The sequence below is a fragment of the Clostridium cavendishii DSM 21758 genome, from assembly GCF_900141845.1.
Classification (GTDB): domain Bacteria; phylum Bacillota; class Clostridia; order Clostridiales; family Clostridiaceae; genus Clostridium_AG; species Clostridium_AG cavendishii.
Genome location: NZ_FQZB01000012.1, coordinates 117,456 through 142,568, shown reverse-complemented (window position 1 = coordinate 142,568; position 25,113 = coordinate 117,456). Strand labels below are relative to the sequence as shown.

27 protein-coding genes and 1 riboswitch are annotated in these 25,113 nt (G+C 26.3%); of the genes, 14 read left to right on the top strand and 13 right to left on the bottom strand.

The window, feature by feature from the left end; translation table 11 throughout:
• Nucleotides 1-22: 22 nt before the first annotated feature.
• Entirely contained in the window at nt 23-550 is a 528-nt protein-coding gene (locus tag BUB01_RS14450; protein ID WP_072989311.1) for a GNAT family N-acetyltransferase, read from the top strand.
• A gap of 289 nt (nt 551-839) precedes the next feature.
• Here the strand turns inward: BUB01_RS14450 and BUB01_RS14445 are convergent, their stop codons facing one another.
• Together BUB01_RS14445 and BUB01_RS14440 are read right to left on the bottom strand one after the other, a co-directional pair.
• Nucleotides 840-1,904 carry a sugar ABC transporter substrate-binding protein gene (locus BUB01_RS14445; protein ID WP_072989309.1) on the bottom strand — a complete coding sequence of 355 codons (1,065 nt, stop codon included), beginning with the start codon at nt 1,902-1,904 and terminating at the stop codon, nt 840-842.
• A gap of 90 nt (nt 1,905-1,994) precedes the next feature.
• Complete coding sequence (locus tag BUB01_RS14440; RefSeq protein ID WP_072989306.1) at nt 1,995-2,399, bottom strand: PTS sugar transporter subunit IIB; 405 nt, start codon at nt 2,397-2,399, stop codon at nt 1,995-1,997.
• Between the two features lie 513 nt (nt 2,400-2,912).
• Between BUB01_RS14440 and BUB01_RS14435 the strand changes: the two genes are divergently transcribed.
• The gene (locus tag BUB01_RS14435) at nt 2,913-3,884 is read left to right on the top strand and encodes a phosphotransferase (protein ID WP_072989303.1); all 972 of its coding nucleotides are present in this window, start codon (nt 2,913-2,915) and stop codon (nt 3,882-3,884) included.
• 342 nt (nt 3,885-4,226) lie between these two features.
• On the opposite strand, the gene BUB01_RS14430 is transcribed toward BUB01_RS14435, so the two are convergent.
• Nucleotides 4,227-5,273, bottom strand: a complete 1,047-nt coding sequence (locus BUB01_RS14430; protein WP_072989299.1) for a sugar ABC transporter substrate-binding protein — start codon at nt 5,271-5,273, stop codon at nt 4,227-4,229.
• Between the two features lie 290 nt (nt 5,274-5,563).
• On the opposite strand from BUB01_RS14430, the gene BUB01_RS14425 reads away from it, so the two are divergent.
• The 4 genes from BUB01_RS14425 to BUB01_RS14410 all read left to right on the top strand — a co-directional run bounded on the left by BUB01_RS14425 (nt 5,564) and on the right by BUB01_RS14410 (nt 10,216).
• Nucleotides 5,564-6,376, top strand: a complete 813-nt coding sequence (locus BUB01_RS14425; protein ID WP_072989296.1) for an alpha/beta fold hydrolase — start codon at nt 5,564-5,566, stop codon at nt 6,374-6,376.
• Between the two features lie 329 nt (nt 6,377-6,705).
• Nucleotides 6,706-7,806: a PQQ-dependent sugar dehydrogenase gene (locus tag BUB01_RS14420; protein WP_072989294.1), complete on the top strand. Its 1,101-nt coding sequence runs from the start codon at nt 6,706-6,708 to the stop codon at nt 7,804-7,806.
• A gap of 214 nt (nt 7,807-8,020) precedes the next feature.
• Nucleotides 8,021-9,085 (top strand): sugar ABC transporter substrate-binding protein, encoded by a 1,065-nt coding sequence (locus BUB01_RS14415; protein ID WP_072989291.1) that lies wholly within the window; start codon nt 8,021-8,023, stop codon nt 9,083-9,085.
• Between the two features lie 261 nt (nt 9,086-9,346).
• Nucleotides 9,347-10,216, top strand: coding sequence for a VanW family protein (locus BUB01_RS14410; protein WP_072989288.1), 870 nt, complete (start codon nt 9,347-9,349; stop codon nt 10,214-10,216).
• A 163-nt stretch (nt 10,217-10,379) separates the two neighbouring features.
• On the opposite strand, the gene BUB01_RS14405 is transcribed toward BUB01_RS14410, so the two are convergent.
• From BUB01_RS14405 to BUB01_RS14395, 3 genes are all read right to left on the bottom strand, one after another.
• The gene (locus BUB01_RS14405) at nt 10,380-11,447 is read right to left on the bottom strand and encodes a sugar ABC transporter substrate-binding protein (protein WP_072989285.1); all 1,068 of its coding nucleotides are present in this window, start codon (nt 11,445-11,447) and stop codon (nt 10,380-10,382) included.
• Nucleotides 11,448-11,557: 110 nt separating this feature from the next.
• Entirely contained in the window at nt 11,558-12,169 is a 612-nt protein-coding gene (locus BUB01_RS14400) for a DedA family protein (RefSeq protein ID WP_159433256.1), read from the bottom strand.
• A 369-nt stretch (nt 12,170-12,538) separates the two neighbouring features.
• Nucleotides 12,539-13,003, bottom strand: coding sequence for a ribonuclease (locus BUB01_RS14395; RefSeq protein ID WP_242958410.1), 465 nt, complete (start codon nt 13,001-13,003; stop codon nt 12,539-12,541).
• Between the two features lie 479 nt (nt 13,004-13,482).
• Here BUB01_RS14395 and BUB01_RS23255 point away from each other — a divergent pair, with 479 nt between their 5' ends.
• The 4 genes from BUB01_RS23255 (at nt 13,483) to BUB01_RS14380 (ending at nt 15,417) form a co-directional block, all read left to right on the top strand.
• The gene (locus BUB01_RS23255) at nt 13,483-13,641 is read left to right on the top strand and encodes a hypothetical protein (protein ID WP_159433255.1); all 159 of its coding nucleotides are present in this window, start codon (nt 13,483-13,485) and stop codon (nt 13,639-13,641) included.
• Between the two features lie 578 nt (nt 13,642-14,219).
• Nucleotides 14,220-14,762, top strand: a complete 543-nt coding sequence (locus BUB01_RS14390; RefSeq protein WP_072989275.1) for a GNAT family N-acetyltransferase — start codon at nt 14,220-14,222, stop codon at nt 14,760-14,762.
• Nucleotides 14,746-15,108: a DUF5616 domain-containing protein gene (locus tag BUB01_RS14385; RefSeq protein ID WP_072989272.1), complete on the top strand. Its 363-nt coding sequence runs from the start codon at nt 14,746-14,748 to the stop codon at nt 15,106-15,108. Before BUB01_RS14390 ends, BUB01_RS14385 begins: the two co-directional genes overlap by 17 nt.
• A gap of 18 nt (nt 15,109-15,126) precedes the next feature.
• Complete coding sequence (locus BUB01_RS14380; RefSeq protein ID WP_072989269.1) at nt 15,127-15,417, top strand: hypothetical protein; 291 nt, start codon at nt 15,127-15,129, stop codon at nt 15,415-15,417.
• Nucleotides 15,418-16,009: 592 nt separating this feature from the next.
• Here BUB01_RS14380 and BUB01_RS14375 read toward each other — a convergent pair.
• On the bottom strand, nt 16,010-16,456 hold the full coding sequence (locus BUB01_RS14375; protein WP_072989265.1) for a GNAT family N-acetyltransferase: 447 nt from the start codon (nt 16,454-16,456) through the stop codon (nt 16,010-16,012).
• A gap of 410 nt (nt 16,457-16,866) precedes the next feature.
• A riboswitch (FMN riboswitch) is annotated at nt 16,867-16,983 on the top strand.
• A gap of 448 nt (nt 16,984-17,431) precedes the next feature.
• Here BUB01_RS14375 and ribD point away from each other — a divergent pair.
• The 4 genes from ribD (at nt 17,432) to ribH (ending at nt 21,039) form a co-directional block, all read left to right on the top strand.
• Complete coding sequence (gene ribD / locus BUB01_RS14370) at nt 17,432-18,529, top strand: bifunctional diaminohydroxyphosphoribosylaminopyrimidine deaminase/5-amino-6-(5-phosphoribosylamino)uracil reductase RibD (RefSeq protein ID WP_072989261.1); 1,098 nt, start codon at nt 17,432-17,434, stop codon at nt 18,527-18,529.
• Complete coding sequence (locus BUB01_RS14365; protein WP_072989258.1) at nt 18,530-19,186, top strand: riboflavin synthase; 657 nt, start codon at nt 18,530-18,532, stop codon at nt 19,184-19,186.
• Nucleotides 19,187-19,200: 14 nt separating this feature from the next.
• Nucleotides 19,201-20,391: a bifunctional 3,4-dihydroxy-2-butanone-4-phosphate synthase/GTP cyclohydrolase II gene (locus BUB01_RS14360; RefSeq protein ID WP_072989256.1), complete on the top strand. Its 1,191-nt coding sequence runs from the start codon at nt 19,201-19,203 to the stop codon at nt 20,389-20,391.
• A 186-nt stretch (nt 20,392-20,577) separates the two neighbouring features.
• A complete protein-coding gene (ribH, locus tag BUB01_RS14355; RefSeq protein WP_072989252.1) occupies nt 20,578-21,039 on the top strand; it encodes a 6,7-dimethyl-8-ribityllumazine synthase in 462 nt (153 codons plus the stop codon).
• 129 nt (nt 21,040-21,168) lie between these two features.
• Here the strand turns inward: ribH and BUB01_RS14350 are convergent, their stop codons facing one another.
• From BUB01_RS14350 to BUB01_RS14325, 6 genes are all read right to left on the bottom strand, one after another.
• Entirely contained in the window at nt 21,169-21,603 is a 435-nt protein-coding gene (locus BUB01_RS14350) for a YsnF/AvaK domain-containing protein (RefSeq protein ID WP_072989249.1), read from the bottom strand.
• A 70-nt stretch (nt 21,604-21,673) separates the two neighbouring features.
• Entirely contained in the window at nt 21,674-22,126 is a 453-nt protein-coding gene (locus tag BUB01_RS14345; protein WP_072989246.1) for a YsnF/AvaK domain-containing protein, read from the bottom strand.
• Between the two features lie 108 nt (nt 22,127-22,234).
• Nucleotides 22,235-23,221, bottom strand: coding sequence for a ferritin-like domain-containing protein (locus BUB01_RS23500; RefSeq protein ID WP_200802874.1), 987 nt, complete (start codon nt 23,219-23,221; stop codon nt 22,235-22,237).
• Nucleotides 23,222-23,326: 105 nt separating this feature from the next.
• Nucleotides 23,327-23,821: a ferritin-like domain-containing protein gene (locus BUB01_RS14335; protein ID WP_072989243.1), complete on the bottom strand. Its 495-nt coding sequence runs from the start codon at nt 23,819-23,821 to the stop codon at nt 23,327-23,329.
• Nucleotides 23,822-23,986: 165 nt separating this feature from the next.
• Entirely contained in the window at nt 23,987-24,643 is a 657-nt protein-coding gene (locus BUB01_RS14330) for a 4Fe-4S binding protein (RefSeq protein ID WP_072989239.1), read from the bottom strand.
• Between the two features lie 222 nt (nt 24,644-24,865).
• On the bottom strand, nt 24,866-25,042 hold the full coding sequence (locus BUB01_RS14325) for an H-type small acid-soluble spore protein (RefSeq protein WP_072989236.1): 177 nt from the start codon (nt 25,040-25,042) through the stop codon (nt 24,866-24,868).
• Nucleotides 25,043-25,113 lie beyond the last annotated feature (71 nt).

Genomic DNA, 25,113 nt, shown 5'->3' with positions numbered 1-25,113 from the left:
ATATATTGATGAGGTGGAGAATATGCAATATAGGAAGTTACAAATTAAAGAAATAAATAACGAGCTATTTAAAAAGTTTGAGCGCAATCAAAAAGTTACACAATGCTTAAGAAAAATAAATGATGAATGGATGGTTAAAGATGTTTCATTTATAGATCAATGGAGTGAAGATGATTATAAGGAGCTTATAGAATTTCTTAAAAAAACATTGAAAAAAGATGGGGTTATATATGGTGCATTTGAAGAAAACTCATTAAAAGGATTTGTATCAGTGGAAAATGGATTCATTGATGAAGAACAAACATATTTTGATCTTTCCAACATTTATGTATCGGAGGATATGAGGGGCCATGGTATAGGGGAAAAACTTTTTCATATGGCTGCCCAATGGGCAAAAATTCATAATGCAAAAAAGTTATATATTTCTGCACACTCTGCTGTAGAATCACAAGCATTTTACAAAGCAATGGGATGCATAGAAGCATTGAAATATAATCAACAACATGTCGAAAAAGAGCCATGTGACTGCCAATTAGAATATGTTTTATAGTATTAAGATAGAATAGGTCATGTTTTAATTGAAGTGGAAAAGGAATAATAAAGAAGAGAGTATTACCAAGCTGTTATATTAGAACAACAATCTTATAATGTTAATGTAGTAGGTTTTTATGATCATGAGAGTTTTACTTTGATTGTTATGGATAGTTGTTTTTACAAGAACAATGCTTTGCAAATAAAAGAAGTGAAGAATACAATAAAAAGTTAAATCTCTATGGCAATGGAATTAAAAAAATGTGTGCATAATCTCTGCACACATTTATACTACTTTTAAGTTACCATTATTTTCTATAGACTTCATTTTGCTTTAAATAACCACTATCTATAAGGACGCTGTTTATATTATTCTTGTCTACAACTATTGGTGTAAGAAGAATCGAAGGTATATCCTTTTTGCCATTATATACATATATAGATACATCTATAGTTTTTTTATTTGCTAGTTTTATTGCAGCATCTATAGCAGCGTGGGCTTCTTCCCTGGCATCCTTAAAAATTGTCATTGATTGAGTTCGCTTAACAATTCTTTGAGCAGCCTCTAAGTCAGCATCTTGTCCTGTTATTACTACCTTACCTGCTAAACCTTGTGCTTTTAATGCATCAATCGCAGCGCCGGCTATAATATCGTTTGGTGCTAATATAGCATCAATTTTATTGTTGTTAGAAATCAAAGCATCTTCAACTATCTTAAAAGCAATACCTGCATCCCAATTTTTTACAGGTTTATCTACAACTATATTTATATCTTTTATATCAGCTAATGGTTCTATATATTTCATTGCAGCTTCCTTATACAGTTTAGAATTAAAGTTATCAGGATCTCCTGACATAATAATATAATTTCCTTTTGGCACAGTTCTAACAAGATATTGTCCTTGAAGTTCACCACTTGTTATTCCATTAAAAGAAATATATAAGTCTGAGTCACTATTTTGTATAAGTCTATCATAATCTATTACCTTAATTCCTGCTTTATGGGCTTTTTCAACTAAATCTGCTGCTGAATATGAATCTACAGGCATTAGAATTAATGCATCTATTCCATCTGATATTAGACTATCCACTTGAGAAGCTTGTTTAGCTGCGTCTAAATCAGCATTTACTATCTTTAGTGTAACTCCTTTTGCTTTAGCGTACTCTTCCATAAACATTTTTATTCTTTGTAATCTTGGTATTATCTGGTCAGGAAAAGCTACACCTATTACTATCTTATTCCTATTTATGTCTTCCGCTAATAAATTGTTATAAGAATTGTATTCTGGCAATATTATTTTCTTTATGTTTAAAATATCTTCTTCAGCATAATAAATTGGTACAATAAAAACATCTGGTATTGATATATACATACTTAACACCTATTAATTAGTCATCTAATAATTAGTATATTAAAATCATATCATTTGTTTCCATTCACTTTATAATAAATATAATGATAATTAAAGATTACTATTTCGATAGGCAACATATCTGGTAATTTTAAGAGTGTTTTCTTCTCCTGGAAAAGATACTGGATTTTTTTGAGTTTTATTATATAAATCAATTGCATCTATAACATCGAATGCTAATTCTTTAAAATTTATTCTTCCATACATTTTTGGTGGAAGAATGTAAATAGGCTTAGTAGGTTTTAAAGTTTTTATCATATTTACAGCATCGTATTTTAGATGAGGACAACACACAAGTATGTCAAATTCAGATATTTTGTTTTTTGCTAAATCAAATGAAGAAAATTCAATAGAATAATCGTTTTCCATGTTGTTTTCTAATATTTCTTTATGCAATTTACTGCATAAAGCACTTGATGAGAAGCCACCACCACAACATAAAAGAATTTTTATCATTTTTAAACCTCCAATTCAAATATAGTTAGAATAAATAGGCATATATTTAATAAATAAATTTACTTTGAGTAAATAATATCATAATAAGTAAAAATATTCAATAAAAGAGGCTTTAGTAAATACTATACCTTAATATAATAATTTTGTACATTACAATATTATTATATTATGGGGTAATATTATTGTTTTAGATAAGTGCAATGTAAAAGTATAGAAAATAGAAGAAACAAATTTATTTAATTTTATTTTTTAAAATTTTAGAACTTTAAAAAAATCTTTTTTATATTATCAATTGTTAAAAAATTAAGAGTAACTTTATTATAATAAACATAGAAAAAATTACAAATAACTTGAATTTTTTCATTATATTTTTATACTTTTTTATTTTATAATATGAATTAGAATTTACAGCAATTAGTTACAATAAGATTTTTGTATTAACAATATTAAGGAGAGAAAATGTATATTTAAGGATTTATATAAATAGAAGATTATTAAAGTGAGGGGATTATAATGAATGAAACATCAAGAATTTATAAAGCATTAAGTAATTATGAGATAAATAAAATAATAAAAAATTATTTTGGAAAAGAAACTGAATTTAAAGAAAAGTTAATATCAGGAGGAATGTTTAATACTACCTATCATATAGAAATACCTGAAAGTAAGGAACAGGTGATACTAAGGGTAGGGCCTATAAATAAACATTTAATTTTGCCATTTGAACTTAATTTAATGGAGGCAGAAGAATATGTGTACAAACTTTGTAGTAAACAAAGTATTCCTTGTTCACAAATATTATTATGTGATACAGAAAAGAAAATTATAGATCGTGATTATATGATTGTAAAATATATTGATAGTAAAGTTCTATCAGAAGTAGATATTAATAATGAATTAGAGGAGAAGATTTATAGTGAGGTAGGAAGCTACATAGCTAAATTACACAATATTACTTCAGATAAATTTGGAAGAGTCTACGAAGTATCTAAAGGAAAAGGATTTGATTTATGGAGTGAATATCTATTAGATGAGTTTTTAAAGCTTCGAGAAAAGGTTGAACAGTTTAATATATTTAGCATAAAAGAATTAAATTTAGTTGAGGATATTATTAATAAATACAAAAATATACTTGATGAAATAAAAGTACCACATTTGATACATGGAGATTTGTGGGCTGGTAATATTTTAGTACAAGCAGAAGAGGATAGTTATAAATTAGCAGCTATTATTGATGCAGATAGAGCAATTTTTGGTGATATTGATTTTGAATTCGCTAGTTCTTGGATTATTAATCAACCATTTTTAAGAGGTTATGGTAAAGGTTTAAGTGATGATATAAAGAGAGAGACACGTAGAAAAATTTATAAGCTTATATACACATTAATTGATACCTATGTTTGGATTATAGAATATGATAAACGTGAATACGGATTAGAAAATAAAGCTATAGCTATAAAATTAATAAATGAATTGCTAGAATAATTATTTTTATAGGTTATTTACATTATTTATTAAGAATTCGCCAATTTATTTTCTGCTAAATTAATAAATTTAAGAAGTATTTTGGAAAATTTATAGTATTTATAATTATAGAATTTTAAAATAGTTTTAGTATTAAGTAAATATAATATGTTGTAATATTCATCTAGTGTAGAAAACTAGATGAATATTATTTTCTAAATTTAATTTAAAATAATAGACAGATATTATACTATATAAACATGATAATATAAGAATAGTCTTTCAGAAGAATCGGCTATGAACTTACTGTAAAATTATTTATTTATCAATTTTAAAAAAATCAATTTTAAAGCTTAATTAATATTATGAGCCATAAACTTCATTAAAATTGTAATAACCACTTTTTATAATAACATCATTTACATTTTTACTATCTACAACTATTGGAGTAAGAATAATTGATGGAACATTAATTTTTCCATTATTTATATAGGTGTTTATAGCTAAATCCTGGTTATTGGCTAATTTTACTGCAGCATCCATAGCAGTCTTAGCCAATTCTCTATTATCTTTGAATACGGTCATAGCTTGGGTTCTTTGAAGTATTCTTTTAACAGCAGGTAAGTTTGCATTTTGGCCTGTTACTACTACCTTACCATCCAAGCCATATTCTTTTAATGCTTCAATTGCAGCACCTGCCGAAGTATCATTTGGTGCTAATATAGCATCAACTTTATTATTATTGTTAATTAAAGCATTTTTTACAATATCATAAGTTGTGGCAGGATTCGAAAGTTTAATTGTTTTATCTGTAACTATCTTTATGTTTCCTATATCAATTAGAGGTTTTATATATTTCATTGCACTTTCTTTAAGGCCAACATTTGGATCTGTAGACAGAACAATATAGTTTCCTTTTGGAACTTTTTCAGTAAGAAACTTTCCTTGAAGCTCTCCAACTTTTGAATTGTCAAAAGCAATGTACAAATCTACATTACTATTTTTTGCGAGTATTTCATAAGATATTACCTTAATTCCTGCTTTATTAGCTTTTTCAATTAAATCTGCTGCGGCTACTGGATCAACAGGTGCTAAAATTAGCACATCTATGCCCTGTGATATTAGATTTTCTACTTGGGAAGCTTGTTTATTTGCATCAAAATCATTAATTTCTATCTTTAAGTTAATACCTTTATTTTTAGCATATGTTTCCATGATTTCTTTATCTATAATCCATCTATTTTCTTTTAGGGTAGGTAAAGATACTCCTATTACTAATTCCTTTCTTTTAAAATATTCATTTGTAATATTTTCATTATAAGAAAATGGTATTGTATTCTCTATATTTAAGATGTCCTTTTCAATATAATAAACTGGTACAAAAAAAGTAGCTGGTATTATTAGATACATATTTTTTTCCCTATAAAATATTAATATATTAATTAGTATATTAATACTCTATTATATTGATTCTACAATATGAATACGAAAATTTGAATTTAATTCTCTCTTGCATTTTTAACGTTTTTTAGCAATTATTCTAATTCAATCAGTGATTCTTTGTTGAAAATTTTATTATTCATAATCAAATTATCTCACAAGATAATTTGAGATATGTTTTGTGCAAATTAAATAATAATATTATGAGGTTTCTTTATTGGAACTTATATATAAATAAAAATTTTAATGGAGGTATTTATATGGGATACTATGTTAAAGTAGAACCAAATGTAAAAATTTATGTAGAAGATATCAACCGAGGAGGAGAAAAGACAATTTTATTTATACATGGTTGGCCTGCAAATCATAAGTTGTTTGAATATCAGTTTAATAAGCTTCCTAAGATGGGATACCGTTGTATCGGTATTGACTTAAGAGGTTTTGGTGAGTCAGATAAGCCTTGGAATGGGTATTCTTATAACAAATTGGCAGATGACATTCTGGGTGTAGTTGAGGCGCTTAAATTAGAAAATTTTACACTTGCTGGTCACTCGGTAGGAGGAGCAATTTCTGTTAGATATATGGCTAGACATAATGGCTATGGGGTATCTAAATTAGTATTGATTGCCGCTGCTGCGCCTACTTTTATTAAGCGTTCAGAATTTCCATATGGTTTGGAAAAAGAAGATGTGAATAAACTTATTCAGGAGACATATGAAGATCGTCCTAAAATGTTAAAAAATTTTGGAGATATGTTTTTCTTTCAGCATGTAACAGAAGGATTTGCAGAGTGGTTTTTCCAATTAGGACTTCAGGCAGCAGGGTATTCTACTGCGGCACTTGCAACTTCACTTAGGGATGAAAGTTTATTTTCTGATCTCAATAAAATATTTGTTCCAACTTTAATTCTTCATGGTGTTCATGATAAAATATGTCCATTTTCATTGGCTGAGGCACAAGAGAAAGAAATTCAAAACTCTAAACTTGTACCATTTGAAAATAGCGGTCATGGATTATTTTGGGAAGAACGTGAGAAATTTAATCAGGAATTAATAAAATTTATTGGTGAATAAGGGTTTTAAATCTTAAATATGTTTTTTGATCAATTATTAAAAATGTGCCGTATTTTTAGAGACAAATTTTACGGTATTTTTTTATATCTTAAAATTAAGTATAGAATAAATTTTTATAATAGTTACTTATAGTTATCTTTTTATAATATAAATATAAAAGTTTCAATATGTATAAGATTTTTAGGTGAATTAAAGGTACTTTTAGTTTTATATATGAATAATATGATAATTGGATAACTAATAAAAATAATAGGAATAAATCTTATAATCTTAATTTATTAAATTTCTAAGTATATATTTAGAGAGCTATTGATCTGGGAGGGTAATAGATGAAGAAAATAATTTACAATAGTTTATATAATATTATATTTCGTAATAGTAATATAGCTAAAGTTAAATTAAAAGTAATTTCGGCAAGGCAAATTCCGTACAATGTTCAAATTGTAGCTGAAAATCTATATATACCTTGGGCTATAGATATAAGTGATAAAGGAATAGTATATTTTACAGAAAGATCTGGGGCTATTAGAGTTATTGAAGATGGTAAACTTAAGATGGAACCAATTATTAAGTTCAGTCCACCTTTTGTAAGTGTTGGGGAAGGTGGGCTAATGGGACTTGTTTTAGATCGTAACTATTCACAAAATCATTATATCTATGTTATGCATTCGTATATAGAATCTAATATAATTTATAATCGTGTTGTTAGATTATTTGAAAATAATAATAGAGCAGTTATTAATAAAATTCTGCTAGACAAAATTCCTGGAGGACAAATTCATAATGGAGGAAGAATAAAGATAGGTCCAGATAATAAATTATATATAACAACTGGAGATGCGGGTAATTCTTTGTTAGCTCAAGATTTAAAAAGTACAGCTGGTAAGATATTGAGAATAGAATTAGATGGAAGCATTCCAAAAGATAATCCAATTATTAATTCACCTATTTATAGTTTAGGGCATCGGAATCCACAGGGGTTAGCATGGAATTTTAATAATATATTATATGAATCAGAACATGGACAATCAGCACATGATGAAATAAATATAATAAAACCAGGGCTCAATTATGGATGGCCTATGATTCAGGGGAACGAAGAATCAACCGAAATAATTGCACAAAAGCCATTGATACAAAGTGGAGAAGAAACTTGGGCACCGTCTGGTATTGTATTTATAAAGCAGGGGCCATGGAAGGAGAAATTATTAGTTGCTAATTTGCGAGGACAACAATTACTTGTTATGTCATTAAATCGATCAGGGACAGTAGTAAGAAATGTATACGAATGGCTTAAAAATGATTATGGTAGATTACGCGAGGTTATTGAGGGAAAGGATGGATCAATTTACTTGAGTACAAGTAATAGGGATGGGAGAGGAAATCCAACTGTAACTGATGATAAAATTATTAGGCTTATTCCTAAGTAAGCATTATTTTAATAAATAAAACATATATAGGATTAAAAATAATTATCATTAAATAGCAATACTTTTTACTATAGTAAATATATTGGAAAAAATAAATGTGTGTAGATATAAAAGTGTTGAAAAAGTTTAATAATTCAAAATGTATAAAGATAAACTCTATATATTGAATATATTATTTAATATATAAATAATTAATAATTAATGGGTGGTAAATATGTATCTATCAATACCAAACGGTTTTATTGTACCAGTTTATTATGTCGAGCAGCATGTATTAGATATAGGGAAAAAAATATTGCAAGAACATAATTCTTATAGAATTTTAACAGATGAAATTATAGATAGAAAAGATATAGTAATAGGAGTGTCTTTTGGAGATCAAATAACATATAGATGGAAAAGGCAAAAAATAATTATGGAGGAATATGCTAAAACAAAAGGAGTTACTCTAAAGATAGAAAATGCTGATGCTGATGCAGCAAAACAGGCACAACAAGTGGAAAAATTAATATCAGAAGGAATAGATGTACTAATTTTAGTACCTGTAGATTCATATTCAGCAGCGGAGTTGGTTGACAAAGCTCATAAATCTGGAGTCAAGATAGTAGATTATACAAGACTTATACAAAATAGTGATGTAGATTTGTATATTTCTTATGATGGATTAAAAATTGGAGAACTTCAAGGACAGTATCTTATAAAAACTGTTCCAAAGGGAAATTACATTATTCTGTCAGGTGATCCAGATAATTTTAATTCTAAACTTTATAAGGAAGGGGCAATGAAATATATAACGCCATTAGCAAACATAAAAAACATAAAGATTGTTGCAGATAAACCAGTGAAAAATTGGGATTCTAATATTGCATTTAAAATAGTTGAAGAGGCTTTAATAGCAAACAATAATAAAATTGATGCTATATTAGCACCAAATGATCTTATAGCAGGTGGTGCAATTGATGCATTAAAGGCTCAAGGATTAGCTGGAAGAGTAGTGGTCACAGGCAAAGATGCTGATTTAGAGGCTGCTCAAAGAATTGTTAGGAGAACTCAATCCATGACAGTATTTAATGATCCTAGAGAAGAAGCATATGCTGCTATAGAAGGGGCAATAAATTTAGCTAATAACAAGCCTATAGATGTACAAACTTATGTGAACACTGGAAAAACCAATGTGCCTGCAATTATTCTTACTCCAATAGTTATAGATAAGAATAATATAAACAGCGTCCTTATAGATAGTGGTTATTTAAAGCAAAATGAAGTTTATGCAATGTAATTGTAATAATATGAAATTAGCTAATTAAAAAATAAGCTTTTAATAAGGATAAGCATTTACAAGTATCAAAATAAATACAACATATTGGATAAAAAAGAAATTTGGAAATATAATGGAAATAAATGTGCGAGTTTTAGAAAAAACTTTAGTATATTGTATATATGAAGAAAAAGTTTATATAACTAAAGAATAAATTTTAACGTATTAAATATATAAGATAAATTAATTAAAAAAGTAAAATATTTTTATAGGGGGCATTAGATGAGGAGGAAATTATTTTGTGAGATATGTCCGTTGTTTTATAAAATATCTGTAAAAAAGGAAAGGTTTAAAAGATATTTTAAATGGATAGTTGATAATAATAAATATGCATGTGAAAAAAGTGCAGATAAGTTGCCAGTACTTTTATATTCTCATAATTCTCTTATAAGGAGAAGGCTTGGTAATGTAGATATTAAGCTTCAGGAAAATAAGGCAACTAATCTTAAGTTATCAGCACCTAAAATTACAGGTATACTAATTAAACCAGGTGAAACTTTTTCATTTTGGAAAGTAGTAGGTTGTTGTTCTCAAAAAAAAGGGTATTTAGAAGGGCTTACTATAAAAAATGGAACAACTGCAAAAGGTGTTGGAGGAGGAATGTGTCAGTTTACAAACCTTATACACTGGATGATTCTTCATAGCCCACTTGAAATAGTAGAACATCATCATCACAATCAATTTGATTTATTTCCTGATTTTAATAGAGTGATTCCTTTTGGGACAGGCACATCAATAGTTTATAATTATTTAGATTATTGTTTTAAAAATAATACAGAAAACACATATCAATTGATAACATATGTTACAGAAACACATCTTTGTGGAGAGCTGAGGGCATTAAAACAAGAGGCTAAAGCATACCATATAATAGAGAAAGATTTATATTTTAATGAGGAAGATGGAAAGTATTATAGAAATAATAAGATATATAGGAAAGTAATTAACAAGGTAACTGGAAATATAGAAAAAGAAGAGCTTATAATATCCAATCATTCAGAAGTTTTATATGATAGTAATTTTATAAAACCCGAATTGATTAAATCAAATACTAATAAGGATGTAAGTAAACAAATTGAAAAAATCATATAAGATTTAATATATTTTATGAAGGTAAAGAGTTAATTATTATAAAAACTAATTCTTTACCTTCATAAATATAGTTTTGAGTGTATATTAATAGATTATCTAGATAAAATTTAATTATAGTATATTACAAGTTGAGTATAAATACTTAAAATAGAAATTAAATTTATTATGAATATATATCATAAACTTCATTTAGTTTCAAATAACCGCTTTTTATAAGTGTATCATTTATATTATTTCTATCTACAAGTATTGGACGTATAAGAATTGATGGAACATCTATTTTACCATTATTAATCATATTTGTTGTAGTTATATATTGTCCTCTAGCTAATTTTGTTGCAGCATCTATAGCAGTCTTAGCTTCTTCTCTAATATCAGCAAAAACTGTCATTGCTTGGGTTCCGGCTACTATTCGTTTAACAGCGCTTAACTCAGCATCTTGTCCTGTTACTGGAATTTTCCCTGCCAAACCTTGTTCTTCTAATGCCTTAATTACAGCACATGCTATTGCATCGTTTGGAGCTAATATAGCATTAATTTTATTGTTGTTAGTAACTAAAGAATCTTTAACTATTTTGTAAGCAATATCTGGATTCCAGTTATCGACCGCTTCATCTGTAACTATATTTATGTCCCTTATATTAGCTAGAGGTCTTATAAATTCCATAGCACCATCTTTTATTAGTTTAGAATTATTATCACTAGGACTACCTGATAGAATAATATAGTTTCCTTTAGGAACTTTTTGAATAAGATAGCGTCCTTGAAGTTCTCCAATAGCTACATTATCATAAGAAACATATAAATCTAAGTCAGCGTTTTTGATAAGTCTATCATAAGCTACTACCTTAATTCCTGATTTATGAGCCATTTCAACTATATTTGCAGCAGCAGACAAATCCACAGGTACTAAGATTAAAACATCTATACCTTGAGATATTAATTTTTCAACTTCCAAATACTGCTCAGCTGCAGTAGTAGCACTATCAGTAAACTTTAGGGTAACCCCTTGTTCAGTAGCATATCTTTCTAAAGCAGCTTTATCTTTAGGCCATCTAGCTTCACCACCTCCTTTAGGTAAAGATATGCCTATTGTTATATCATTTCTTTTTTTTATAAGATTGATAGCATAATTAGAATTTTCTAAAAGCATTAGGTTATTTATGTCTAAAATATTTTTTTCTATATAATAAATTGGTACAAAAAAATCATTTGGAATTGATAAATACATAGTTAGCTCCTATTAAATTACTTGTATAATATTTACCATATTCAATTTACATAGAAATATTTCCACATTTAGCTATATAAAACGATTTTTTTAATAAGCTATTTGGTACTTTATCCAAGTTTTCTTAGTTTAATAAATTTTTTGAATAAGTATATTAGTAATATAGTTGATAATATAATAGCACATACTTTTCCAAAGTTATTGAATATATTTGAAATAGTTTCTAAGTGCTCACCTAAATAATAGCCTAATAGAACAAGAATAGTATTCCAAAATAATATCCCTATTGAAGAGTACATTATAAATTTTGTAAAGTTATATCTTAAAGAACCTGCAAATAAAGATATGTATGTCCTAGTTAAAGGAACCATTCTAGCAAAGACTAAAGTTTTATTTCCATACTTATTAAAAAATTTTTCTAATGTATAAAAGCTTTTAATGCTACTAGGAAATTTCCTTTTTATCCAATTAATAATAGCATCACCACCATAGTAGCCAATTAAATAACATATAGTAGAACCAAGTAAACTAGCCATAGTGCAGATGAAAATAATAGTAGGTAAAAGCTTATTGGACTGAGCAGCTATAAAACCTACAAAGGGTAAAATTAATTCGCTAGGCAGTGGGAAACAAGCATATTCGAGCAATACAACAATAAAGGCTCCAATATATTGATAGCTTCTAATAAAGTCTAAGATAGATTCAATTAAATTTTCAGTCAAAAAAATTCCCTCCTAAATTTAAAATTAGTATATTAAAATTAAAAAGACCTTTAGTATAATTATGTTTGCAATAACATAAATTATACTAAAAGTCTCATTACCATTAAGGTATGTAATACCAGATTATAAAAATCGTACTGTTGACATTACATTTTCAATTACTCCCTTTTATATAGAATACATTTCATAATATTTTGTTTATCAATACTATAACAAAATATAAAATTAATGTATATAATTATATTGTAAAATGTATGTTAAATAAATTAGATAGTACTTATTTAGATGTAATAATATAAAATTTTATGTATCATAAAGAATTTAGTTTAAAAAGGCTATGCCTTATATATGTAAAGCATAGCCATAATTTTAATAATATTGAGAAAAGGTTCTATAGTGATCAGAAGTTCCATAGATAAGACCATCATTTGAATAAAGTAGTCTATCTGCTCCTCTGTGACCACCATTATAATTTATATCACATTCACGCCATACTCTGCCTGTTTTTTCAGGTAAAACTTTTTCTGCATTAGTGAATATGTCTCCACCGATACTCTTACCAGGTGCGTAGTCCCAAAGATTTTTTCCAGGTTTCCAGCCTAACTTACTAGCTTGAGCTTTAGTTATATAATTGCTAGGAAGTTTATTATGAGTATGAATATAATCTGCCACACCTTGGAAATCATTTATTATATTATAAGAATAACTAATAGAGTGTTTTGTTGATGATAATGTTAATGCAGTAGCTTTGGTAGGAAATGATAAGCTTAATAATATAAAAGATAGGGTAAAAGTAAAAAGTAATAAGGTAAATTTTTTTGTGATATTTCTCAAATTAAACAACTCCTTAATATTTTTATTGAAAAATAATGTACAATATAATTATCTATTTTCTATCTACTTGGCAAAAGTAAAATATTGTTAATTATATGTAATTTTTAAATTAAATTTATTAGTTGCTAATTTAGAATTTAGTTTTTTCGAATATGAATTTAATTATAAAACTGGAGATGATAAAGTATATTATTATTTACCTCAAAATATTTGTATATAAATTAAAAAATAATAAAAAATATTTAGAAGGTATTTAATACATTTTATGAAAAGGTTTTAAATTTATTTTATTATAATATAAATAAATTTAAAGATTTGTTAAGAAAGTTTAGTTTGATATTAAGTCCAATAAAATATAATATATGATTTTATTAAAATTAAAATAGATATATCTTTAATTTAACGTTCTTGACAATAGTAGTATTAGATAAGATAATGAATATATTGAATAAAACATAAGAAAATAACGAGGTGTAATAATGAAAAAACAATTATTGCTTAATAAATTATCCCTAATAGTAGCAACAACATTTTTTGCATTCGCAGCATTTCAAAAGAATATATATTTTGTACTTTTAGGGTTAGCTATGATGGGATATAGCATTTATAAGATAAGAAAGTTAAAAATTCGTAAATAAGTATGAAAAGAAAAAATAGTTAATGAATATAGAAAATATTTTAATATAATCTTATTTTTTAACGTGAAGTGGTTTTATATATAAATTTCAAATTGTTTTTAATTTATAAGGATGAGGTTGAAATTTTATATAAAATCATTTTTTTTATAAAAGTAATAATTCTATATAGTTATGAGACATTTCATTTCAAACTTTTTAGTATAAAAAATTCAATAGTATATTATAATTTAAGATAGTATAAATAATGTTCAAAAATTCATTGTAAATAGGATAGGATAACTACTTAATAACAGAATCACCATTAGTTTTTAAATCTCAATTTCTACATTTACTTTCCTTTATAGTTATTTTTAATTTTATCATAAAATTATCTCCTTAAATAATAAAATTTATTATAAATAGTTCATATAATATGCATCTTGAATGGATAAATACTAACTTTATATACTATAAAATACAATTATGCTATAATTATCAATAAGGGTATTTTTATAATAATTATTTATGTAACTTATTTTATATTCATAAATAGTTTTTATTAATAATTATTTAATGATGTTTGAATGTAAGGGGGAATTATGGTGAGGATATTAGAAACAGATAGATTGGTACTTAGAAGATTTTCTCCTGATGATTGGAAGGATTTACATGAGTATCTTTCAAATGAGCTAGTTGTGAAATATGAACCTTATGGTATTTATGATGAAGAAAGTAGTAAAAAAGAAGCTTTATATCGTTCAAAAGAAGAATGCTTTTTTGCAGTTTGTTTAAAAGAAAATGATAAACTAATAGGTAATGTATATTTCAATATAAAAGACCCTAAAGAATTTCTTACATGGGAAATAGGATATGTTTTTAATCCTAAATATTCTAAAAGAGGTTATGCAACAGAGGCATGCAAGAGAATATTAGATTATGGATTTGAAGAATTAAATGCTTGTAGAATAGTTGCAATGTGTAATCCTAAAAATATAAACTCTTGGAGAGTACTAGAAAGATTAAAGATGAGAAGAGAAGGCCATTTAGTAAAAAATATATTTTTTAAATATGATGAAAAAGGAAAGCCTATTTGGCATGATACTTATGAGTATGCAATATTAAAAAATGAATGGAACAAATAGAAAAATTATATACCAGTCCAACGTACATATAACTTGTATGGTGGACTGTTTTGTTTTAAACTTTAAAGTAGAAAAAGCTATTTTCTATTTAGATTCACCTGTTTCAAATTCAGGAAGATTAAAACTTAAAATATTAGATTTATTAGAGGATTATAGCTTTAAAGTTGAGGTGCAAACCATAACTAATGTTGATTCTACACTGGAAACTTTAGATAATGTTATAACTACTGATGCAATTATTCTAGATAAATGTAAAAGCTGGATTAACTTAAATAGGGAGATTATAGAAAAGGAAATATCTAATCCTATGTGTGTCAATTTTGAATTTCTAAATAATATTATATAAAAATTAAGAAGGTGTTTTATGAATAGCAAAAACATTGAATTAGCAATTTATATTTATCCTTTACCTAAAGGAACCTCTTATTATAAAGAAGATCTACAGCATAAAGAGAAGGTGATAGAACTTTTTGATTATTGTCAAATACTCGAGGGGGTTATTTACTTAGAAGGATGGAATTTTCTTATAGATAAATATGGCTATGAGGCGTTGTATGAAATTGATAAAGAGTCTGGCTGGTTTGATAGTGAATCTATTGAAGAATTTATTGAAGAGATAAAAAATGAGATGAAAATATCACCAAGTAATTTGTAAAAAAAGATTTTTGAATTATTATATTTTAATAGTATATTTATTTTGAATTTTCAAGTATAGATGAAATATAGATGGGTAATATAATAACATAAGGTACTTAGCAATTGAGTCATGTTTATATGTACTTTTTAAAAAGAATATATAAATGATAAAGACCAATTATGTATATGATTGAGCTACACATCTTAATAGATGAATAGTTACAAATAATAGTTATAAACTTTTATTTTGTTCTATGGTCAGCTATTAACAATAAAGCTTTTATTTATGTTGATGTTAGCTAAGATTGTTAAGTACTTTAGTAAAGACAATAATCAGTTTTATTAATAATAAATTGATTGTTGTTTTTTATTCGAATTTTGTAATTATTTTGAATTATGTTTTTGCAAATAATGAAGAGAACTATGTGTAGTTTTATGATAAATTAATATAATTTATAACAAAGTTGTATTATTTCAAATAAGGTAGTATCGTATCTGGAATGTGATGTAAAAAACACCACAAGATTCAATTTATGAATAATGGGTTGTTTGAACAAATTGTTCTTTTTTCAGTTTTTGTAATAAATGAGAAAGTTATGAGTTAAATATATTTACTTTAATGTCATATGAAGTATGGGAAATGGATTTCCTTGTTCATCAAATTCCGACCTCTTAAATACATCAAATCCCATATGTTTATAGAATCCTACCCCTTGTATATTCTGCTCATTTACATCTACATATTTTATATTTAAACTATTTATTGCATATTCTATAAGCTTTTTTCCTATACCATTACATCTACATTCATCACTTACAAACAACATTTCAATCTTACCATCATGCACCCCCATAAATGCTTGTATATTATCTTCATCATCTCTTACACACATAAATTTGTTAACATAATAAACACCTTCTTTAACTTGAGGTTTTAATGATATTATATCCTCTTCATTTAAAAAAGTATGTGTTGCTCTTACCGATGATTCCCACACTTTTAATATAGCATCCATGTCCTTCTTATCAATATTATTTAAAATTTCTATATCAATCATATTATATATCCTCCTTAAAACTACAGTAGATAATCTTTAATCAATTTAAGAAAAATTTAGTTGCTGTGAATTCTAATACAAACAAATCAGTTTATAATATATTATAAATATAATTAGAGTAGTATAAAGATTATAGCATGTCATCTATATAATTTCATTATTTTGTAGAAAGTATAGAAGTTTTAACATAGTATTATTCAATTTTCAAAGATTAATGTTTGTATTTCTGTTTTCAACAGTTATATTACAAACAACTATTAATCTTTCAATGGTTTTAAACACTTATAATAGATAAATATCTAGTGTAATTGTAAACAAACTTTATAGATATTGTATATCAGTGTTAATATTTTAACAAAAAAGTATTGACAAATGTTTATATATGGAATAAGATAAAAATGTAAAAGTTAATAAATCTTCAGGGCAGGGTGAAATTCCCTATCGGCGGTAAAGCCCGCAAGCCTTATAGGTAGGATTCGGTGAAACTCCGAGGCCGACAGTGATAGTCTGGATAGAAGAAGATAAATATAAAGTACAGTAGTCTATGTATATGATTTTATTTGAATTATTATTAAATTACTTTAAGCTTTTAATTTTAATAGTTTAAAGTCTATTTAAGTAAAATAAGATTTTATACTAGTTTATTTTTGTTTTGTGCTCTGAAATATTTTATATTTCAGAGTTTTTTATTTATAGGAGTTTATAGGATTATTAGTAGATATAAATCTACTATAATCTGTATTTTATAGTACTATAAAATAAAATGTAAGTGACATTAGTATTTTAGATTACTGATAAACTATATTAACTTATACTTTTCATAAATTATATTTATTATAATTTATTTATTGAAAGTATATTTTAGATTAGTTTAATATTTATGCCCTGAGTAAATTTATTACTCAGGTTTTTTTGTTAACAAAAATAAAATTTTCTCTGAAGACTTATTAAAAATTATTAATAGGGAGGCCTTTTATGGATGAAGCTTATATGAAGATAGCTTTAGAATTAGCTGAAAAAGGAAGGGGGAAAGTAAATCCTAATCCTATGGTAGGAGCAATTATTGTAAAAGATGAAAGAATAATTGCTAAGGGATACCATGAGGGGTATGGAAAAAAACATGCTGAAATAAATGCATTTAATAATGCAATTGAGGATGTTTCAGGAGCTACTATGTATGTAACTTTAGAACCTTGCATTCATTATGGTAAAACACCACCTTGTGTTGACATGATTATAAAAAAGCAAATTTCTAAGGTTGTAATTGGGATGATTGATCCTAATAAATTAGTTTCTGGAAAAGGTGCAAAAAAACTTAAAGATGCGGGAATAGAAGTTTTAACTGGAGTTTTAGAAGAAGAATGTAAAAAACTTAACGAAATTTTTGTTAAATTTATAACAACAAAAATTCCTTTTTTAGTTTTAAAAACAGCTATGTCTTTAGATGGTAAAATAGCCACTAGTACAGGAGAATCTAAGTGGATAACTGATACTATAGCAAGAAATGAAGTTCATAGCTTAAGAGGTCAGCTTTCAGGTATTATGGTTGGAGTTAATACAATTATAAAAGATAATCCAAAGTTAACCTGTAGAATAAAAGGATATAAAAACCCAATAAGAATAGTTGTAGATAGTACTCTTAGAATACCTGTAGAATCAAATGTTATACAGAAGATTAATAATACGCATACAATTATTGTTACAACCAAAATAGCTAATATATCTAAGATAGAGTTGTTAAGAAGTCTGGGGGTAAAAGTCTTAATCATTAAAGAGAAAGATAGAAGGGTAGATTTAAAAGCCTTATTACTTGAACTTGGGAAATTAAATATTGATAGTATCTTACTTGAAGGAGGAGCTACATTAAATTATTCGGCTTTAGAAGAAGGTATAGTTGATAAAGTTCAGTTCTATTTGTCACCTAAAATAATTGGTGGAGAAAAGTCTAAAACTCCAGTAGGAGGAAAGGGGATTGATTTATTAAAGAACTCTTATAAAGTAAAGAATTTAACTACAAAGTTCATAGGAGAAGACATTTTGATAGAGGGATATATTAATAAAGAAGGTGTATAGATGTTTACTGGAATAGTTGAAGAGATTGGTTTAGTTAAGGATATAAAAAGAGGTGAGAAGTTTTATAAATTAACAATAAAAGCACATAAGGTTTTAGATGGAACTGTCCTAGGAGATAGTGTTTGTACTAATGGTGTTTGTCTTACAGTTGCTAATCTGAACTTAGATAGTTTTGAAGTAGATGTAATGCCTGAAACGATAAGAAAAAGTAATTTAGGAAGCCTTAGTATTGGATCAAAGCTTAATTTAGAAAGAGCTTTAAGCGTTGGAGATAGATTAGGAGGGCATATAGTTAGTGGACATATAGATGGAACTGGTGAAATTATTTCATTTGTTAAAGAAGATAACGCTATATGGCTTATTATAAAATCCCAAACCAAAATATTAAAATATGTAGTTGAAAAAGGTTCTATTACTATTGATGGGATAAGTTTGACAGTTGCTTATGTTGATTCAAAGTGTTTTAAGGTATCTATAATTCCTCATACAGCTAAAGAAACAACATTACTTACTAAAAATATAGGTGATAGTGTTAATATTGAGTGTGATTTAATAGGTAAGTATGTAGAGAAACTTTTGAATCATGATAGTGATAGAAAAAATGAAAATAGAAGTTCCCTAGATAAGGATTTTCTTAAAATAAATGGGTTTATGTAAAAGGAGAGATTAGTATGAATGAATTTAATAATATAGAAGAAGCAATAGAAGATATTAAACTAGGGAAAATGGTTATAGTTATTGATGATCCTGATAGAGAAAATGAAGGTGATTTAATAATGGCAGCAGAGATGGTGACCAGTGAAGCAATAAACTTTATGGTTACACATGCGAGGGGGCTTATATGTATGCCTCTTGAAGAATCTATACTTGATAATTTAAATATACCTCAAATGGTTGAAAAAAATACAGATAATCATGAAACTGCTTTTACGGTATCAATTGATCATAAAGATACCACAACGGGTATTTCAGCTTATGAAAGGGCTTTAACTATAAGAAAAGTTTTAGAAAGTAATAATGCTTCTGATTTTAGAAGACCAGGCCATATATTTCCTTTAAGAGCAAAAAAAGGTGGCGTTTTAGAAAGAGCTGGACATACTGAGGCAGCAGTAGATTTAGCTAAATTTGCAGGGTTAAAACCAGCATGTGCTATATGTGAAATTATGAATGAGGACGGGAGTATGGCAAGAACTAAAGAATTAATAAAATTTGCAAAGTTACACAATCTTAAAATAATTACTGTAAAGGATTTGATTAGTTACAAAAAAGAGAGAATGATAGAAAGAGTTACAGAGATAAAAATGCCGACTAAATATGGTGACTTTAAGATGTATGGATTTATTAATAAGTTAAATGGAGAATATCATTTAGCATTGGTTAAGGGAGAAATAAAGAATAATGTTCCTATACTAACTAGAGTACATTCAGAATGTTTGACAGGAGATGCTTTAGGCTCTAAAAGGTGTGATTGTGGAGAACAGTATGATGTAGCTATGAAAAAAATCGCTGAGGAGGGAGTAGGAATTTTATTGTATATGAGGCAAGAAGGAAGGGGGATAGGACTTATCAATAAGTTAAAAGCTTATGCACTTCAAGATGATGGTTTGGATACTGTGGAAGCAAATATTAAGTTAGGCTTTAAGGCTGATATGAGAAATTATGACATATCAGCTCAAATTCTTAAGGATTTGGGTGCTAATAAGCTTAAACTTATGACAAATAACCCAAGAAAAGTTAAAGGATTAGAACAAGCTGGTATAGAGATAGTTGAAAGAGTTCCTATTCAAATAAATCATAACGAATTTAATGAATTTTATTTAAAAACTAAGAAAGAAAAATTAAATCATATACTTTCATATTAAATTTATAAAAAATAATATAATTCTTTATTTTATGTTTATTATTATATATTGTAATATGCTTTCTACAAATTAAATTTGATATATGTTTATTTCGTGTTTAACAAATGTATTAATATAAAGATATATTTTAAATTTCAATATATATCATAAAAATCTAAATTTAAAAAAATATTAGGAGTGATAGATATGAAAATAATGGAAGGAAAATTGGTAGCAGAAGGTCTGAGGATTGGTATTGTAGTAGGAAGATTTAATGAGTTTATAGTTTCAAAATTATTAGGTGGAGCTTTAGACGGACTAAAAAGGCATGGTGTAAATGAAAATGATATTGAAATAGCTTGGGTGCCAGGAGCTTTTGAACTACCATTAATAGCTAAAAAAATGGTGAAAAGTGATAATTATGATGCGATTATTTGCTTAGGAGCTGTTATAAAGGGATCTACACCGCATTTTGATTATGTATGTGCAGAAGCATCTAAGGGTATTGCTTCAGTTTCTTTATCCACTGAAAAGCCTGTTATATTTGGAGTTTTAACTACAGATAACATAGAACAAGCTGTTGAAAGGGCTGGTACTAAAGCAGGGAATAAAGGATATGATGCAGCTGTAACTGCTATAGAGATGGCTAATTTATTGAAAGAATTGTAATATATAGGAGTAATGTTGATGTTAGAAGCTGTTTAATTGAATGCTATAATTCAATTAAATAGCTTTTATATTTAATTCAGGTATAAAGAAAATTTGGTATATGTGATAGAAATATTGATAAAATGGAGTTTATATTTCGAAAGAATCTGGAGTTTTTATCTTAATTTTTTCCTCTTTTAATATTGTTTCAATTTGTTTTATATCTTTAATTTGTTCTTTATATATAGACACATCTTCTAAAAAAAATTTTTCTTTAGTAAATTCAACTTTTTCAGTAGTAAGAGGTATATGGACAATTTCAGAAGAAACATTATTAGAATCAGATGAATTAAAACTCTTTTTTTCTATTACTAACTCTTCATGAGTAATAGGGATAATAAAATGTTTTTCTTCTATAAAACGTTCTTTATGAATTTTTACATCTCCTGTTTTTATCCATTCTTTTGTTATATTAAGTTCCTCTTTTTTCAATTTAATAATAATATCCTTATTAAGTAATTTATTATCACTTGTATTTTTTGTATCATTATTTGGTGTATTTGTTATAAACGAGTTATTTGCCATGTTATTATCCTCCAGTTGTTTATAAAAACACCTCACAAATCATATATGACTTGGAGGTGTTCTAAATGTATTAATCTTGGTAATTATTACTGTCAATAATATCAGCATTTCCAATATTATTTATACGAGCCTCTTCTCTTTTAAGAGTTTCATCTACATGTTTTGTGTCTTCTACAGTATGTTTGTGTGCAGAAACCTCACTTGTTAAGACTGTACGTTTATTAACATCAATTTTTTCTTCAGTAACAGGAATTCTAATAGTTTCTTCTTCTGCAATAGGAGAGTCACTTGCTTCATTATTTAAACTTTTTCTTTCAATTACTACTTCCTCACGCTCTACAGGAACATCAACTATTTTATGCTCTTCTATAATTTCCTTACCAAGTTCTACTTCTCCTCTTTGAACTCTGCTTTTAGCAATATCAAGTTCTTCTTTACGCAGACGAAGAGTAGCATCATCATCAGTATGCTTTGCTTCTTTATTATTACTGTCATCTCCAAAAATTTCTCCAAATATACTCATGTCACATACCTCCATTAATATTTTTTAGCCATTTATATATTATCCGTAACAGGACTATATTATCCTATTTAAAAGTTGGAAATGAAAGCAACATATGATTAAGTTCATCTAAAGTAAACTCTTTTGTTTGTTTATTAAAAGAAGATAATCATATTTACCTAAATGAATTATATTATCAGTTATAATTTCAAATATCATATCTTTATAATAAATATCAGGAATGGCAACGCTTATATCTTTATATTGTTCTAATTTTTTTAATTCAGAAATTTCAGATATAATTAAACCATAAACATAAAATTGAGGTTTTTTGAATTGTATATTTATAGGGCAATTTATAAGTTGGTTTGTATAAAATTGATAAATTTCTGTAAAATATTTATTATGTTTAATTTCATCATTTCTAATCTGAGTAATAATATTTTTTTCTTCCTCAGAAGGTGCTACAGAAATTAAATAATTATACAGAAATTCAAATTTTGTTTGGTTTTGAATAGCTTGTTTTATTATTGATAATGAAGCTTCTAAACTTTTATATGATGAAGGTAATCTATTAGGATTAGTACATATTGAAAATTCACTCAAAGCAAGTTTTTTAGCTTGTTCATCTAAATTTATATTCTCTAAATTTAAGTAAAGTAGATAATCGTATTTATGAGCATGAATTAAATGGTCTGTTAATATTTCAAGCATAATATCTGTATAATATTTATCTGGAAGTCCAGCTCTTATATCTCTATATTGTTCTATGGCTTTTAATTCACCAAATTTTGCCTTGCTTAAACCATCTATATATGATTTAGGAAGTACAAACTTCATATCAGGTGGAATAGATATGCTATTATTTGTATAAAATTTGTATATTTCTCTAAGTAATTTATTATGCCTATTTTCATCATTTCTAATTGAAGTTATAACATCTTTTTCTTCTTGAGATGGAGCTATAGAAATTAACTGTTCGAAAAAAGGCATATATTTTTCTTGGGTTAAAATAATTTCTTTTAACAAAAGTATAGCTGTTTCTATAGTCTTATATGATTTAGGTAATGGAGCTTTATTATAGTATAATATATTGTAAGGCAGATAAGAATTCATTTAATACTCCTAATAGTAAATTGTTCATATTAATATTGTATTATATTGATAAATTAATGTTACGAGTATAACATAAATATATATTTCTTTAAAATGGTAAAATATTTAATTTTTAACATTATTATTCTTAAAATTTAAATAAAGTAGATAATCATATTTGTTTGCATGAATTATATCATCTGTAACAACTTCAAACACCATATCCCTAAAATATTTATCAGGAAGTCCTGTCATTATATCTCTATCTTTTGTTAACTCATTTAATTCAAAAAATTTAGCTTGTACTATGCCTGTAATATAAGATTTTGGCTTTTCAAATTCTATATTATCTGGAATTTCCAATACTTTATTTGTATAAAAGGTATAAATTTGCTTGAAGATTTTACTATGCTTACCTTCATCATCTCTAATACTTGAAATAATATTTTTTTCTTCATCAGTTGGGGCAATAGAAATCAAATAATTATAAAAAAGTTTATACTCATTTTCACTTTGAATAGATTGTTTTATTAATGGTAGAATGTCGTTTAAAGATTTATATGATGAAGGTAATCTATTTAAAGTATAATAGTGTATATAATAAGGAAAATTGTGATACATTTAATACTCCTAGTAAAAATTTATCTACAATATTATCTTATTAATAATTTAAAGTATGGTTACTATTATTAATAGATAGTTTTTTTAGAAATCTTAGCTTATTTAAGAATTAAATTAATAATATGTTTGTTTTTTAATGACAAAATTTTAATATAGATGTTTTTATTAATCTTTCATATAATGAATAGATTTTTTAGGACACTTAAGAATACATCTACCACATTGAATACAATCAGCATGCTTTATAGTAGAATTTTTATATTTATAAGGGGAAAGTCCCATTGGACAATTCTTTTCACATAGTCTACAGGAGATACAATTTGCATCTATTTGTAATAAGGTTTTCTTATTTTTCTTATTTCTTATTTTTGAAATTAAAGCAGCTAGATTTCCCATAGGACAAAAATTACACCAACTCCTTTCGTTGTAAAAAAGAGAAAGGGATAGACCAATAATTGTAGTAATAACTATTAATCTATAGACTATCCCACCCATCCTATATAGGTTTCCCCAATTTTTAATTATATTAGTAGTAAAAAAAGTAAGCATTAAAAAAGTAATAAAAATTCTAAAAGGAATAGTTCTTAAAAAATTTGGGGTTTTTCTTTTGTTACAGAATTTTGCAATAAAGTTATCATAAAAGCTCCCTCTTGGACAAAGATTTCCACACCAAAACCTTCCTTTAAAAAAAGAAACTATAATTGGTCCAAGCATACATATTATTGCAATCAATCCGATTCTAAAATCAAATAAGCCTTTAACTAGAAAAATTAATAATATTATGTAAGAATATTTTTTCCAAAGCTTTAAAATAGGATTCATGAAAATATCCTCCTCCGTTAATCAGTTAGTATACATTTTTAAATTATTATAATTTATTTAATTTTATGATTTAAATCTCCCAATATATACTTAATAAGAATTAAATTATTTTTGATATATAAATAGAAAAAGAGTGAACTTTTGTATAAATATTAGTTTACAAGAAACATAATTTATACAATAATTCACCCTAATACATAATATGGTTTTAAGAATAATACGTTAGCTTTCTTTTAATTTGGATATATCTACCGTATAATCTTTGCCTGTTTCTAAATTCTTAACCTCAGCTTCATTAGTTGCTTCTATAATTCTTTCTATCCAAACTGATTTTCCATTGTATTTCACATCAATTACACCTAATGAATCAATAATTTCACTAACTCTTTCTAAATCCATAACTTCTCTCCTTATCTTAAAGATTAATAGCATTTTTTGTTTTGATAATTTTAAATTTTAAAATGAAATTT

What these genes read in the sequence shown, in the direction of transcription:
- BUB01_RS14335 (WP_072989243.1), bottom strand. Translation starts at nt 23,821, where the DNA reads ATGTATCACAATTTTCCTTATTATATACACTATTATACTTTAAATAGA.
- ribH (WP_072989252.1), top strand. Translation starts at nt 20,578, where the DNA reads ATGAAAATAATGGAAGGAAAATTGGTAGCAGAAGGTCTGAGGATTGGT.
- BUB01_RS14435 (WP_072989303.1), top strand. Translation starts at nt 2,913, where the DNA reads ATGAATGAAACATCAAGAATTTATAAAGCATTAAGTAATTATGAGATA.
- BUB01_RS14325 (WP_072989236.1), bottom strand. Translation starts at nt 25,042, where the DNA reads ATGGATTTAGAAAGAGTTAGTGAAATTATTGATTCATTAGGTGTAATT.
- BUB01_RS14445 (WP_072989309.1), bottom strand. Translation starts at nt 1,904, where the DNA reads ATGTATATATCAATACCAGATGTTTTTATTGTACCAATTTATTATGCT.
- BUB01_RS14360 (WP_072989256.1), top strand. Translation starts at nt 19,201, where the DNA reads ATGAATGAATTTAATAATATAGAAGAAGCAATAGAAGATATTAAACTA.
- BUB01_RS14420 (WP_072989294.1), top strand. Translation starts at nt 6,706, where the DNA reads ATGAAGAAAATAATTTACAATAGTTTATATAATATTATATTTCGTAAT.
- BUB01_RS14405 (WP_072989285.1), bottom strand. Translation starts at nt 11,447, where the DNA reads ATGTATTTATCAATTCCAAATGATTTTTTTGTACCAATTTATTATATA.
- BUB01_RS23255 (WP_159433255.1), top strand. Translation starts at nt 13,483, where the DNA reads ATGAAAAAACAATTATTGCTTAATAAATTATCCCTAATAGTAGCAACA.
- BUB01_RS14410 (WP_072989288.1), top strand. Translation starts at nt 9,347, where the DNA reads ATGAGGAGGAAATTATTTTGTGAGATATGTCCGTTGTTTTATAAAATA.
- BUB01_RS14415 (WP_072989291.1), top strand. Translation starts at nt 8,021, where the DNA reads ATGTATCTATCAATACCAAACGGTTTTATTGTACCAGTTTATTATGTC.
- BUB01_RS14385 (WP_072989272.1), top strand. Translation starts at nt 14,746, where the DNA reads ATGAATGGAACAAATAGAAAAATTATATACCAGTCCAACGTACATATA.
- BUB01_RS14450 (WP_072989311.1), top strand. Translation starts at nt 23, where the DNA reads ATGCAATATAGGAAGTTACAAATTAAAGAAATAAATAACGAGCTATTT.
- BUB01_RS14430 (WP_072989299.1), bottom strand. Translation starts at nt 5,273, where the DNA reads ATGTATCTAATAATACCAGCTACTTTTTTTGTACCAGTTTATTATATT.
- BUB01_RS14365 (WP_072989258.1), top strand. Translation starts at nt 18,530, where the DNA reads ATGTTTACTGGAATAGTTGAAGAGATTGGTTTAGTTAAGGATATAAAA.
- BUB01_RS14390 (WP_072989275.1), top strand. Translation starts at nt 14,220, where the DNA reads ATGGTGAGGATATTAGAAACAGATAGATTGGTACTTAGAAGATTTTCT.
- BUB01_RS14375 (WP_072989265.1), bottom strand. Translation starts at nt 16,456, where the DNA reads ATGATTGATATAGAAATTTTAAATAATATTGATAAGAAGGACATGGAT.
- ribD (WP_072989261.1), top strand. Translation starts at nt 17,432, where the DNA reads ATGGATGAAGCTTATATGAAGATAGCTTTAGAATTAGCTGAAAAAGGA.
- BUB01_RS14425 (WP_072989296.1), top strand. Translation starts at nt 5,564, where the DNA reads ATGGGATACTATGTTAAAGTAGAACCAAATGTAAAAATTTATGTAGAA.
- BUB01_RS14345 (WP_072989246.1), bottom strand. Translation starts at nt 22,126, where the DNA reads ATGAGTATATTTGGAGAAATTTTTGGAGATGACAGTAATAATAAAGAA.
- BUB01_RS14330 (WP_072989239.1), bottom strand. Translation starts at nt 24,643, where the DNA reads ATGAATCCTATTTTAAAGCTTTGGAAAAAATATTCTTACATAATATTA.
- BUB01_RS14440 (WP_072989306.1), bottom strand. Translation starts at nt 2,399, where the DNA reads ATGATAAAAATTCTTTTATGTTGTGGTGGTGGCTTCTCATCAAGTGCT.
- BUB01_RS23500 (WP_200802874.1), bottom strand. Translation starts at nt 23,221, where the DNA reads ATGAATTCTTATCTGCCTTACAATATATTATACTATAATAAAGCTCCA.
- BUB01_RS14380 (WP_072989269.1), top strand. Translation starts at nt 15,127, where the DNA reads ATGAATAGCAAAAACATTGAATTAGCAATTTATATTTATCCTTTACCT.
- BUB01_RS14350 (WP_072989249.1), bottom strand. Translation starts at nt 21,603, where the DNA reads ATGGCAAATAACTCGTTTATAACAAATACACCAAATAATGATACAAAA.